Here is a 13,091-nt window from a genome sequence, read left to right as displayed (position 1 = left end):
TTTATATTGCCTCCTTCTCTTCTTTTTCTTTTGATGTCATCGTTTTCGCTATATATTTATCAAATCTTCTAAATCTGATCCAGCTTACAATAAGTGCTGATATTGCAGTTGGAATGCCCCAAAGTGCCATATCCCATACACCGACATGCATACCTACTGAATCGAAGAATCCTTTCATTAGTAAAATAGCACCAGTCGCGATAAATATATCCTCTCCGAAAAACCAAGCTGTATTTTCCGCAGCTGCTGCGTTTGCTTTAATCTTTTCTCTTAACTTCTCAGGTAACTTACCATATTTACCTTGCGCAGCCCCTTCTGCCATCGGTGCAACGAGCGGTCTTACTGTTTGCGCATGACCACCAATGTTCAGTCCAAGTGCTGCTGATGATTCTCTTATCGTAAAATATGACATTAATACTCTTCCAGTTGTTGCTCCTTTTGATTTCGTTATAAGTGCTTCTGCTCTTTCTTTTAAACCGTAACGCTCTAAAATTCCGATTACCGGTAAAGTTAATATAATTGGCATAGACATATATCTATTTTCTATGAAAAATTTACCGAACATGCTAATCACATCATAAAAGCTTAATCCTGAAACCATACCAGTAACAATACCTGCAACCATAACTACTAAAAGTGTATTTAATCTAAATAAAAAGCCCACTGCAACAAGTAGTATTCCGATTAATTTAATCATCCCAGCACTTCCCCCTATTTTTTATTTCGGTGCACAAATAGAAATACCATTACGTTCGAATATTCTGTATATTCTTCCCGCAAATTGTACTGCTTTTTCTCCATCACCGTGTAAACAAATCGTCTGCGCCTGAACTGCTACTTCCTCTCCATTGACCGAATTCACATGGCCTTCTTTCACCATTTGAAGCACTTGCTTTATCGCTTCGTCTTCATCTTTTATAAGCGCATTTTCTTCTGTACGGCTCGTTAATGTACCATCTTGCTTATATGTACGATCCGCAAAAGCCTCTTGTACGAGAGTTATATTGTATTTTTCCGCAGCCTGTATAAACGCCTCGCTATTTGCTAATCCGTAAAATAATAGACATGGATTCATATAATATATTGCCTTTGCGATTGCATCTGCGATTTCCGGATTAGACGCCGCCATATTATATAAGGCACCGTGCGGCTTTACATGCTGCATTTTCCCGCCAGCTGCTTTTACAAAACCGTCTAATGCACCAATTTGATATAAAACATAATCGTATACTTCACTTGCTGAAACGTTCATGTTCCTTCTACCAAATCCAATTAAATCTGGAAATCCAGGGTGTGCCCCTATCGCAACGTTATGCTGCATTGCCTTTTCAACTGTTTGCCGCATAACGGACGGATCACCCGCATGAAAACCACAAGCAACATTTATAGAGGAAACGAACGGAAGAATCTCGTCATCATTCCCCATTTTATAAGCGCCAAAACTTTCTCCTAAATCACAATTCAAATCAATTGTAGTCATGATATTTCCCTCCTGCTCTCAGCTTCGTAAAGCGATGAATTTCTTTAATAGATTCATATTTACTTCTTGTTCTATGGACAATTGTTCCGCTTCTTCAAGCGTAATTTTCTCAAAAGAAACATAGTCCCCCGGCTTTAGCTGGGCAAGAAGAGGTAAATCTACTGAAATGATATTTCCCATTCTCGGATAGCCACCTGTCGTTTGCCTATCTGCCATTAATATAATCGGCTGTCCACCATTAGGAACTTGAATGGTTCCAAATGTAACAGGACTCGATAAAATCTCTTTTTCTTCAATCCTATTTAAAACTTCTCCCTCAACCCTATAGCCCATACGATCAGCATAATTAGATACCTTATACTCTTTCGTAAAAAATGCCTTTCTACTTTCTTCTGTAAATTGATCATATTCAAAGTCAGTTATGACACGAAGCTTAGGATGTTTCTTATACTTTGGTAGTACGCTGTTGCTAATTGCCCATTTCGTTTTTATTCTCTCATCTTTTTGTAAGTCTTGAATGAAACGATTCGCCATTGCTGGTTGTGCACCAATTTGGAAGTAGTCACCCTTTTTCAACATTCTTCCTTCTATACCGCCAATCGCAGCACGTATGTACGTACTTTTACTTCCCATAGTGCGATCAATATGGATGCCACCCGCAAAAGTCACATACGCTCTGCAACCACTTTTCACTTTTCCAAAACAAAGCATACTACCTTCTTCCGCTAAAATGGGACGCCATAACGGGATACATTCTCCATTCAATAACGGTTCCATATCTGCTCCGCCAATCGCAAGTAAAGTCGTTTTCTTTATTAACAATTTAGGTCCCATAATCGTCATTTCGAGTCCCGCTTCATTCTCTTCATTACCGACTAACATATTGATCATCCGAAGTGCACTTTGATCCATAGTCCCGCCAACTGGTACACCGTATTGTTGATAATGAGATCGCCCTAAATCTTGGACTGTTGTAAACATTCCTGCATGCAAAACTTCTACATCCATTCTTCAGCCCCCTCAAATGATACGTACTCTTCCTTCGTTATTGGGATAAATCGTAAATACATACCACTTTGAATATATGTTGGTATTTCTTCTTCTGGATTAAATAATGAAATAGGAGTTCGGCCGATAATATTCCATCCTCCTGGTGTTTCAAGCGGATATATACCTGTTTGATTTCCGCCAATACCTACTGAACCAGGAGAGATTTGTAACCGTGGTGTTTCTTTTCTAGGTGTTTCTAATTCTTTTGATAGTCCTCCTAAATACGGGAACCCTGGTGTAAAACCTAGCATATATACAAAATATGTAGTTTCACTATGTATTCGAATCACATCTTCTACTTGTAAACCTTTATAATGCGCAACCTCTTCTAAATCAGGTCCATATTCTCCCCCGTAGCACACTGGTATAGAAATATGTTTCACATCCTGTTTTACTTCTTCTTTATAAGAATCACAAAGCTCCTTTATATACTGGTGAACGTAATCATATGGCCTTTCACTTCTCTCATTTCTCTTCCATACTTCGTATACATTGTAGTAAACAGCTAATGAAGTAAACGACGGAACGCACTCAATCATTCCTGCAAACGGATGTTGCTGCAGTGCTTGAAATAACCGCTGTACTTTCTCATATATATTCATCTTAATTTCTTCACCAAATGTAACAATAATTGCTTGATCCCCTAACGCAGAAAATTTCATCCTACTCCCTCTTTCTATGCCAAAAAGCCGAGTTCTTTCGAAATGCGATTCGCTGTCTCTTTCACCTTCGCGATAAAATATGAAATGTTACTTTCGCTGTACTCAATTGCTAATCCCGAAATACTAATGCCTGCTACAACCGTTCCATCGCTCGCAAAAATAGGCGCTGCTATAGCTGCTGTATGATTTTCTAACTCAGAATAACTAATTGTGTAGCCTTCCTTTTTTGCCATTTGCAACACTTCTAACAATTGGTTCTTATCCACGATTGTTCCATCTGCAAACTGTTTTAAATCCACTTCCTCTATGTATCTCCGTTTCTCTTCCTCAGAGAAATACGATAGTAAAATTCTCGGACATGCACCAGCATAAAGCGGCGCTCTTCTTCCAACCGCCGTATACACGCGTACCGGCTGAACACCTTCCATCTTTTCAACATAAATTGCGTCATTACCATCTTGAATTATTAAATTAACTGCCTGTCCTAAACTATCTCTAAGTTCTTTCATATAAGGAATTGCTATATTTCTTACTGATAATCGTTGTGAAACAAGTTGACCGAACCGTAAAAAAACGACTCCTAAACGATATTTCCCCTTCTCGTTTTTTTGTAAAAAATCCATCTCTTCCAACGAGCCAATTAAACGATAAACAGATGTTTTCGGCATATTTGTAAGCTGAACCATCTCTGTTAAACTGAGCTCTTCATGCTCATAAAACAATTCTAAAATATCCATTGTCTTAACTGCCGTTTTATTTATACTCATTCTCTCTCCCTTTCGTTCCGAATTTCAGAACTTAAATTCCATTTTTCGAAACAAACATATAATTTAAAATTATAAAATATTCTTTCAATTCATTCAATAGATTTTAAGCAAATAAAAAAGTATGGAAGAATATCTCTCCCATACTTCACTACACTTTATAACGCTCTTACTTGTTTCAACGGCCAGAAAACAGCTTGTCCTTTTCCGACAATCTCATCTTCTGAAATAAAGCCAAACATGCGACCATCCTTAGAAACTTCACGATTATCCCCTAAAACAAATACTTGGCCTTCTGGCACTTTCGTTTTCCCTGTGATTTGTTCTAACGTAAAGTCTGGAGTTAATACTCGGCCTACTGCTTTTTCTTTAAACTCTTTTAAATATGGTTCTTCCATCGCTTTTCCGTTTACATATAAAACATCATTTTTATACTCAACTGTATCACCTGGTAAACCAATTACTCGTTTTACTAAATCGTATCCTTCTTTGCCGTGGAAGACGATAATATCAAAGCGTTCTAATCCACTTATACTATAACCAATCTTATTTACGAGAACTCGTTCATTATTTTCTAAAGTGGGCATCATTGATTCACCTTGTACTAAAGAAGGTGTAAATAAAACGCCGCGAATAATAGCAATTAATACAAGGGTAAACCCTATCGTCTTAGCCCAAGAGAATAATTCTTTCTTCGTATTTTCCTTCATCGTTTCTCCTCTTTCTTAAGCACTTATTTTATTATTTCAACTAATTCTTGTACTAAATTAGAATCTATTTCAGAAAAACATGATTTTCCTTCTCTTACCGCTGTACCGACATGCGCTTGCGAAATTCCAGTTTCATCTAGCAATCGCTTTATACTTTCTTTCGTCACGCCAGCTCCAGCTACAAGCTGAATTTGACCATCACTTACTTTTTGCATTTCTGTAAGCACCGGAATATTTTCTACTATATTTCCTTGTCCACCTGAAGTTAAAACGTGAGTTACTTTATGAAACTTCTTTAAAGTTCTCATCGCTTCTACTGGATTTTCTATATCATCTATCGCACGGTGGTACGTTACATTTATTCCATCTACAACAGATAGTAAGTCCGCTAATTTCTCTTCATCCACTTCATTTTGTTCGTTTAATACGCCTAATACTACACCAGCTGCTCCTAACTTCTGCGCAACTATAATATCTTCTTTCATCATTTCAATTTCTTCTTCCGTATATGTAAAAGACTTCGCATGCGGACGAATCATAACATGAATTGGTATACTCACCGCTTCTACCGCTTTTTTTATAAAAGCATAACTTGGTGTTAAACCACCTTCTGTATAAGATGAAATTAATTCAATCCGCTTTCCGCCAGCACTTTCAATTCTTTTTACATCTTCTAAACATGTTGCAATAACCTCTAGCATGAGATGACCTCTTTTCGTGCTTTTTTCTTATTATAACATTAGTAAAAATAAGAAGCCTAGCTTTCTCCTTTAAAACTTAAAAAAGAAGAATGAAAAGAAAGATTTTTTATTGGCAACGATTATTGGTAACATCCTATTATTCATGTACACTCCTACCATAATGAAAAAGCCCGTCATTTTGACGGACTTTTCTAATTTCAAGCTTTTCTTTACTCAGTTTTCATATCAATGCCTAATTGATCTTCCAATAACTTTACACCTTTCTTTGTAAGATGGACAGCTCGGTTCTTATCCGTTTTCGTAATCCATCCCTGTTCAAAAAGCAGCTTTGCAATTGCAGATCCTAACCAACCAGCAATATGGTAGCGTCGTTCACTCCAATCAAGACAAGGTTTTGCAAATACCCTCCTTTTTATATCTGCCTTATCAATATTTATTCCAAAATTCAGAAACCATTCCTTACCTTGTTCTGTTACAATGTATTCTCCATCCTCTAAAATTATAAATTTCCTATCAAGTAATTTTTCAGTTATCTCTACACCAAGTTTGCCTGCCAGATGATCATAACAAGTTCGAGCATAACGAATTTGTTTTAGTTGACCTGATTGTTTTAAAGAGCGAACTTGAACTGTTGGTGCGATTGTCCCTAACTTTTCAAGCACTTCTGCAACTTCTTGATTAGCAAGTCGATAGTAACGATGTCTACCATGTTGTTCAACTGTAAGTAGATTCCCCTCTACTAATTTAGAAAGATGGGAACTAATCGTTGGATGTGACACTTTTGCCTTATAAGCCAATTCGCTAGCAGGTAGTGCCTGATTATTCATTAGACAATCTAAGATAATTGCTCTTGTAGGTTCAGCAATTAGTTTAGCTATATATGAGATATTCGGATATACATTCATATTTCGATGATACCCTAACTATTAAACTGATACAATTATTTTAAGTTTAATAGTAAAGGAGAATGTATTATGAATGCAATTGATCTTAGTATATTAAATTTGAAAGAAACGAGAAGGCGCTCAGAAAAATTATGGAATTCTCTTCCCGATAATTTTCTTAATTGGAAGCCTGATCATGAAGCTATGTCCTTTGGTGAGATGATTCGTCATGTATGGAGCTCAACTTTTTACTATCATATGATTTTAAAAAACAACGGCTCAATAAATGATATACATTTCCCGTATGATGACGAGCCAATTACTTGTGTAAAAAAGGAAATTGAATTGGCACAATCGTACTTTACTGACTTTATAGAATATGTTCAATCCATAAGCATAGCTGAGCTAGATTTAACCCTTATTGATCGAAGCGATGTTGGCTATCAAAGATATTTAGGCGACATGCTATTACGAATTGCCTATCATGATGCGGTCCATGCTGGTCAATTTTTACAATATTTACGAATGATAAACTTAGAAAGACCATTAATTTGGGATTAAATACGAAAAATGTTTATACAGCCTCCAAACTGGCATTACAATAAGAATTTTTCAACAAGAAACAATCACAAAACCATGATAATCATTTTTATTAAAAACCTACATCTCAACCAAGTGCTTCATACACATAAAAAGCACGGGTTTGATCACTAATCAAACCCGTGCTTTCAAAACAACTATATTATCCATAAACAATAAAATGTAAGCTTTAAAAACTACGACCGAAACGCCGCATCCGCCAGCATAGACAATGTTGCATCATCCATCGGCGGGTTGTGTAATCCTGCTCTGACGTTTAAATAGTAACGATGGAGCGGATTTTTTTCCGATAAACTTTTTGCTCCTACGATGCGCATCGATTTATCCACTATAGATATCGCCGCATTTGTTACAGCATATTTCACGGCTGCTAATTCTGCTTGCAATGATAGTTTATCTTCTGCTTCATCGTATTTTTTCGCAATTTGATATAAAAAGACACGAGCTTGCATAAGCTCAAGTTCTAATTCTCCAACTAATCTTCTAACATTCGGCAATAAACTAATAGAATGATTTAAACTATTTGGCTTGTATGATCCCGCAAATTGAACTGCATAATTTCTTGCTGATTGTGCAATTCCTAAATAACATGCTGGTATATGTAGCAACCAGCCAATACCCTTTTGTTTTACTTTCCCACCCTTTATATCTGTAAAAAAACGACTTTCTATCTCTACATTTTGTAAGACAAGGTCGTGACTAGCAGTCCCCCGCATCGCAACGCTATCCCACGTTTCTTCAATGGATACACCGAGCGTATTTCTTGGAATGACAAACTCACCAACTTCTTCACGGCCTTCAATACTCGCTGAAATAATAAAATAATCAAGTACTGGCGCCATCGTTGTAAAAGTTTTTCTTCCATTTATAATCCACTTCTCGCCTTGTTGAATCGCTATTGTTTCTGGCTTACCACCACGCGTCGGACTCCCTGTTTTTGGCTCTGTTGCTGCCCTGTTAAAGAGCGCACCATTGCGTACTTCTTCGCAAAACCATTTGAACATATCATCATCCCAAGAGCGATTTTCCGCTAGCTCTTTCAAAATACCAAGATGCCAGCCAATCGATAATGCAGTAGCTCCGCAGCCTTCCGCGATTTTTTCTTGAAATAAAACGAAGTCATATAAAGAAATCGCACTACCACCAAATTCCTTCGGTAACGTTAATTTCGTATATCCGATATCTTTCAAATTATTTATATTTTCATACGGAAATGATCCTAATTCACTTAGTTGATGCTCCCTTTCCATGAACTTCGGAATCAATTTATTTATTTTCTCAATAATTAAAGACTGTTCTTCTGTTTCAACAAATGAGAGTGCCATACTATAATCTCCTTTATCCCGCTATTTGCGGGCAGTAAAACTCTCACCTAAAAATTTAGGTGAAGCAAAGAAGTTAGGTGGAAGATCAACTGCCCGTAAACGCCCGATTGGTTCAACTAATAATCAGTGGGGTGGCCCCGCCACTGATTAAAGTTTCACTTTATGCTCGATTCATAAACCGTTCATTTTGTCATTATGATTATATGAAGCTACCTCTCTATTGTTTCACTATTCCGATAAAAATACAATGTTTTTGACTAATAAGAAAAGTTCCTATTTAACGATAGGTTCTTTTCTTATTAGTCTCCCTTCAATGCCTTTAACGGCAAAGAGGTTACATATCCAATATACGAGAATAATTCTTTAAAGAAGAATGGTATTTCTGTATCTAACGTTTTATATGCTGATGTCGGCGTTGGTGAAGCATATGCTTCAATATTAATATGTTTTGCGATTCTCATTGCGCGTTTCATATGAAGTGGATCACTTACAATCGTGTATGTGTGTATTCCGTTCTCTATTCCAACTTGCTTCGCATTCTTTAAATTTTCTTCAGTGAAAAGGGATTTTGTTTCAATTAAAATATCTTCCTCTTTTACACCTTGTTTCATTGCATATACTCTTGCAGTACGTGCTTCCTCAAGTTCTGCCTCGAACTTTGTACCACCTGTAAAAATAATCTTTTTAATATTTCCGTTCCTATATAAAGAAATCGCATGATTAATTCTTTCTTTAAATACAGGAGATGGTTTTCCGTTCCATGAAGCTGCGCCTAGTACGATACCAGCATCCGTTTTCACGTCATCATTTGCTTTAAAACGATAACTCCAAATATCGTAAGCTGCATAACTTACATATAAAATAGCAGAACAAATCATTAGTAAAAATACTTGAAAGATTCGTCTTTTCTTACTCTTCTTATTTTCTTTCATTTGTAATTGCCTCCGTACATCATCCATACTTCTATAAAAAACATTTATATCAAATCGTTTTGTTTGAGTTTATTTAAAAGAAGGAACTTTACTTGTTATTTATATATAAAAGGGTTTTCATTTAAAATTGAGGATTATCAATTCATTTTCATTTGCGGTTTTCATTACATTTTTTAAATTCATAAGTTTATTACCATACAACTACATTGTAACGAATTTTTTCTCAGAAGGGAACGATGAAACAAAAGGAATTAAAATAAAGTAGCATTTTGTAAGAAAAAAGGTATATTTTTCATACCTCACGAACAATATACCTTTCAAAACACGAATTATAACTTTTCTTTATATAACTCTAATTTTTCTAACAATTGTTCTTTTACGCCTGGCCATTCACTCGAGATAATACTGTACACCACCGCATCTCTCACATAACCATTCGGTAATTTTCTTTCATTTCTAAGCACACCCTCTTTTACTGCGCCTAACCTTTCAATTGCTCGTTGTGCTTTTTCATTTCTTGCATCCGTCTTAATTTGTACCCTAAGCATATGCAGTTTTTCAAAAGCGTACTGGAGAAGCATATACTTACACTCTGTATTTATACTCGTACGTTGCACACTCGGATGATACCACGTTTGCCCTAACTCAACTGTCTTATCTTCTACTGAAATATTATATAAACGTGTACTTCCTACAATCTTATTCGTCTGTTGATCTACGACTATGAAAGGTATTTGATTACCTCTTCCGTAACCCTTTATCGCTTTTTGAACGTATTGTTGCATATCTTGCACACTATCCATTTTAGAGATTAAATACGCCCAAATATCCCGATTTCCTTCTACAATCGAAAACAAAGTTTCGACATCAGTATTATCCATTAACCGCAACTTTGCTCTTTCGTGAATAATTTCCATTTGTAAGCCCCCTTTGTTGTTACTATAACATACCATCAATATCGTTTTATTAATATATAAAGATATTTTCGCATCGTAAACATGTAGTACATCTAAAAATAAAAAATGCGATGCCTTTATTCAAGCATAGCACTTATAATTTCGCACTACCTACGATTTTACGATAAATATTCATTTACACAAGTTAGTAAACGTCATATATTTAGAACTTACATTGTAGTTCAAAGCAACAAATAAGCAATCGGCGTAATGATAAGCAACGTTAAAATCGTTCTCTGCACATATAAAATAATAAGTTCAGATACTTTTAACGGAATATCTGTTGATAATATACAAGGAATGGAAGCGGAGAAAAACAGTATAGATGATACGGAAACAACTGCAATGACAAACTTTGTCACAAGTGGCGCACTTACAACTAATAATGAAGGTAAAAACATTTCTGCAATACCAACTGATGCGGCTTTAGCAGCTAAGTCTGCTTCTGGTAATTGTAATAGCCATGTAAATGGATAGAAAATATAACTGATCCAATCAAATATTGGCGTGAACTTCGCTAAGACGATACCAATTAATCCTACTGACATAATAGATGGTAAAATTCCCATCGTCATAATAAATCCATCTTTTAAATTCACTGCAATATTTTTCATAATGCTCGGTGCAGACTTTGATACTTCTAACGCATCTTCCCAAGCACGTTTTAGCATTTTCTCTTTATAAACAGGCTCTGGGAACCCTTCTTCTGTTACATATGTATCTGGTTTTCTACTAAGGGGTGGGATTCTTACGGTGATAGCAGTCACGATGAATGTTACAACAAGCGTAGTCCAAAAATAAACATTCCATAAATGCATAATATCTAATGTTTTTGCGATGATGATCATAAATGTAGCGGATACTGTAGAAAATCCTGTAGCGATAATAGCTGCTTCTTTTGTCGTATACTTTCCTTCTTTATACACGCGGTTCGTAATAAGGAGGGCCAGCGAATAACTTCCAACGAAGGACGCAACTGCATCGATTGCCGATCTCCCCGGCGTATTCCATAATGGCCTCATAATCGGACGACAAAATGTACCGATAAATTCAAGCAATCCATACCCGACTAATAACGCTAAAAACGCCGAGCCAATTGGAACGAGCAAACTTACTGATATGACTAGCTTCTCATACAAAAACGGCCCAACATCTGGCGCAAAGAACCAAGCTGGTCCTACTTTTAAACAATATAATATGCCAAAAACAACGCCAACTACTTTTAAAATAGAAAAACAAATGTCTACGATAGATGCATTCCATTTCTTCGTATAAAATGGATAAATCGCACCAATCGCCATAACAAATAATGCATAATAAGGTACTACGCCTGGAACCGAAGCCCTGATCCACGATACGATATGATCAATCATAATAGACGATGCACCGTTTATCGTAACAGGAACGAAAAACATAAACACCCCAACGAGACTAGCAAGTATAAACCGAAGAATAATCCCCTTCTCTCGCCCTGTCTTAATTACATTACTCTTTAATTCAATTTCACTCAAAATTCAACACCTCCCATTATCTAAATATTATGTATAATCACATTGTATTCCTTCTTTCCATTTCTACTATTTAATCATATGAAAAACCTATTTTAAAATAGGCTTTTCTATTACCCTTTATAATCATCCACAATCACTTGAATGACACGATAAGATTCTTCTGCCACCTTCTCATTACTATCCCTATTCGCGTCATATGTAATTAACGCCTTCCAAAGTGCCCATCCTCTCGCTCTATTCCACGTTTCTTCATCCATGCGTAATACTTCTTTAAATACATTTCTACTATTTTCATCAAAAAACGTCCAAGCCATCGCTGCATCACAAGCAGGATCTCCTACGCCTAAAATACCAAAATCAATTACAGCACAAAGTTTTCCATCTTTAACGAGTAAATTCCCCGCTGCTACATCTCCATGAACCCAAACTGGCTTACGGTCCCATGTTGAACTAAGTGCTACATCCCAAAGATGCTTTAATAATGCCTCGTCAAAGACATCCTTATTATTTTCAATAGCAACTCTCGCCTCTTCATCATATACCGATATAAGTCCGCCCCGGTAAAAATTATGTGCCCCAGCTATCGGTCCGTTACTCGCATCAATAGATTGTAATTCTACTAAAAATGATCCTAAGTCCGCCACAAATTCATTTAAGTCACGAATATTTTGTTTCGTAACAGTATCTCCCTCTATCCACTTATTAATAGACCAAGGCAATGGATACGCTTCAGACGGATTTCCTTTCGCAATTGTTGTAGAAATTGGTAAAGAAAGTCCCTTACTTAATATAGGAAGCCAACTATTTTCTTTCTCTACTTGCGGTGCATATGCCACATCACTTGGCAATCTTACACTCATCTCATCCCCTAAGTGAAACGTCCTATTATCATGCCCACTAAACTTTACAGGTTTCACTTCTAAAGGGGCCCATTCGGGAAACTGTTCCTGTATTAACTTTTCAACTAAACTTACGTTAATTGGATGCATTCACATTCTCCTTTTCTTTTGAAACTTACTAAGCCCATCCGTACTTCCAACATATTCAAAACCATTTTTCTTATAAAAATCATTCAACGTACGATTATGCCCCACGCAATCTAACTTCAAATACTCTTTATCACATTGTACATTCTCGTCTATCCACTGTAAAACCCTCTCTCCTATTCCATTCCCCTTATATTTTCGTTTCACCGCAAATCTATGAATATATAATGAATTAGAAACTTCCTCTTTACCAAAAATGTGTTCATCCCATTCATTTTGTTTAGGAGAAACTGTAATCGTACCAACTATTTCATCTTCTTTCAGAACAACATACGTATATTTCTCTCTTATACGTTCTAGTATTTCAGCCGTAGCTTCCTCTCCTAAAAGATACTGCCACTGATCCACTTCTTTATGTTGTAGCCATTGTGCTACTTCTTTTAATAGAGTTTTAATACTATCACTCTCATTTTCGGTAGCAATTCGAATTGTATATTCTTTACTTAGATTTCTCTCCATATTGCTGTTCC

General features: G+C 36.3%; 15 protein-coding genes. 1 reads left to right on the top strand and 14 read right to left on the bottom strand.

What is annotated here, in order from left to right; all coding sequences use genetic code 11:
• Window position 1: 1 nt before the first annotated feature.
• The 8 genes from JFU02_RS00300 to JFU02_RS00265 all read right to left on the bottom strand — a co-directional run bounded on the left by JFU02_RS00300 (window position 2) and on the right by JFU02_RS00265 (window position 6,272).
• A complete protein-coding gene (locus tag JFU02_RS00300) occupies window positions 2-697 on the bottom strand; it encodes a DUF969 domain-containing protein (protein ID WP_000593388.1) in 696 nt (231 codons plus the stop codon).
• A 21-nt stretch (window positions 698-718) separates the two neighbouring features.
• A complete protein-coding gene (pxpA, locus tag JFU02_RS00295) occupies window positions 719-1,480 on the bottom strand; it encodes a 5-oxoprolinase subunit PxpA (RefSeq protein ID WP_061667773.1) in 762 nt (253 codons plus the stop codon).
• Window positions 1,481-1,498: 18 nt separating this feature from the next.
• Window positions 1,499-2,488 carry a 5-oxoprolinase subunit C family protein gene (locus JFU02_RS00290; protein ID WP_098285842.1) on the bottom strand — a complete coding sequence of 330 codons (990 nt, stop codon included), beginning with the start codon at window positions 2,486-2,488 and terminating at the stop codon, window positions 1,499-1,501.
• A complete protein-coding gene (gene pxpB, locus JFU02_RS00285) occupies window positions 2,479-3,192 on the bottom strand; it encodes a 5-oxoprolinase subunit PxpB (protein ID WP_000672279.1) in 714 nt (237 codons plus the stop codon). Before pxpB ends, JFU02_RS00290 begins: the two co-directional genes overlap by 10 nt.
• A 14-nt stretch (window positions 3,193-3,206) precedes the next feature.
• Window positions 3,207-3,959: an IclR family transcriptional regulator gene (locus tag JFU02_RS00280; protein ID WP_000026352.1), complete on the bottom strand. Its 753-nt coding sequence runs from the start codon at window positions 3,957-3,959 to the stop codon at window positions 3,207-3,209.
• 155 nt (window positions 3,960-4,114) lie between these two features.
• Entirely contained in the window at window positions 4,115-4,666 is a 552-nt protein-coding gene (gene lepB, locus JFU02_RS00275) for a signal peptidase I (protein WP_000662495.1), read from the bottom strand.
• A gap of 23 nt (window positions 4,667-4,689) precedes the next feature.
• Window positions 4,690-5,367 carry a copper homeostasis protein CutC gene (locus JFU02_RS00270; RefSeq protein WP_000895106.1) on the bottom strand — a complete coding sequence of 226 codons (678 nt, stop codon included), beginning with the start codon at window positions 5,365-5,367 and terminating at the stop codon, window positions 4,690-4,692.
• A 209-nt stretch (window positions 5,368-5,576) separates the two neighbouring features.
• Entirely contained in the window at window positions 5,577-6,272 is a 696-nt protein-coding gene (locus tag JFU02_RS00265; RefSeq protein ID WP_201069418.1) for an ArsR/SmtB family transcription factor, read from the bottom strand.
• A 69-nt stretch (window positions 6,273-6,341) separates the two neighbouring features.
• On the opposite strand from JFU02_RS00265, the gene JFU02_RS00260 reads away from it, so the two are divergent.
• Window positions 6,342-6,812, top strand: coding sequence for a DinB family protein (locus tag JFU02_RS00260; RefSeq protein ID WP_061667777.1), 471 nt, complete (start codon window positions 6,342-6,344; stop codon window positions 6,810-6,812).
• Window positions 6,813-7,027: 215 nt separating this feature from the next.
• Here JFU02_RS00260 and JFU02_RS00255 read toward each other — a convergent pair whose 3' ends face one another.
• From JFU02_RS00255 to JFU02_RS00230, 6 genes are all read right to left on the bottom strand, one after another.
• Complete coding sequence (locus JFU02_RS00255) at window positions 7,028-8,176, bottom strand: acyl-CoA dehydrogenase family protein (protein WP_061667778.1); 1,149 nt, start codon at window positions 8,174-8,176, stop codon at window positions 7,028-7,030.
• 299 nt (window positions 8,177-8,475) lie between these two features.
• Window positions 8,476-9,108 carry a YdcF family protein gene (locus tag JFU02_RS00250; protein WP_000662217.1) on the bottom strand — a complete coding sequence of 211 codons (633 nt, stop codon included), beginning with the start codon at window positions 9,106-9,108 and terminating at the stop codon, window positions 8,476-8,478.
• Between the two features lie 329 nt (window positions 9,109-9,437).
• Window positions 9,438-10,025, bottom strand: coding sequence for a GNAT family N-acetyltransferase (locus tag JFU02_RS00245; RefSeq protein WP_000402582.1), 588 nt, complete (start codon window positions 10,023-10,025; stop codon window positions 9,438-9,440).
• Window positions 10,026-10,246: 221 nt separating this feature from the next.
• Window positions 10,247-11,575 carry a YjiH family protein gene (locus JFU02_RS00240; RefSeq protein ID WP_001289421.1) on the bottom strand — a complete coding sequence of 443 codons (1,329 nt, stop codon included), beginning with the start codon at window positions 11,573-11,575 and terminating at the stop codon, window positions 10,247-10,249.
• A gap of 110 nt (window positions 11,576-11,685) precedes the next feature.
• Window positions 11,686-12,564, bottom strand: a complete 879-nt coding sequence (locus tag JFU02_RS00235; RefSeq protein WP_098323982.1) for an aminoglycoside phosphotransferase family protein — start codon at window positions 12,562-12,564, stop codon at window positions 11,686-11,688.
• Window positions 12,565-13,080: a GNAT family N-acetyltransferase gene (locus JFU02_RS00230; protein ID WP_000440793.1), complete on the bottom strand. Its 516-nt coding sequence runs from the start codon at window positions 13,078-13,080 to the stop codon at window positions 12,565-12,567. It lies immediately after the preceding gene.
• Window positions 13,081-13,091 lie beyond the last annotated feature (11 nt).

This window comes from Bacillus sp. TH13 (assembly GCF_016651175.1).
GTDB classification, from domain to species: Bacteria; Bacillota; Bacilli; order Bacillales; family Bacillaceae_G; genus Bacillus_A; species Bacillus_A thuringiensis_S.
Note: the sequence above shows the minus strand (reverse complement) of the source record. Positions and strands in the feature narration are given on the sequence as shown.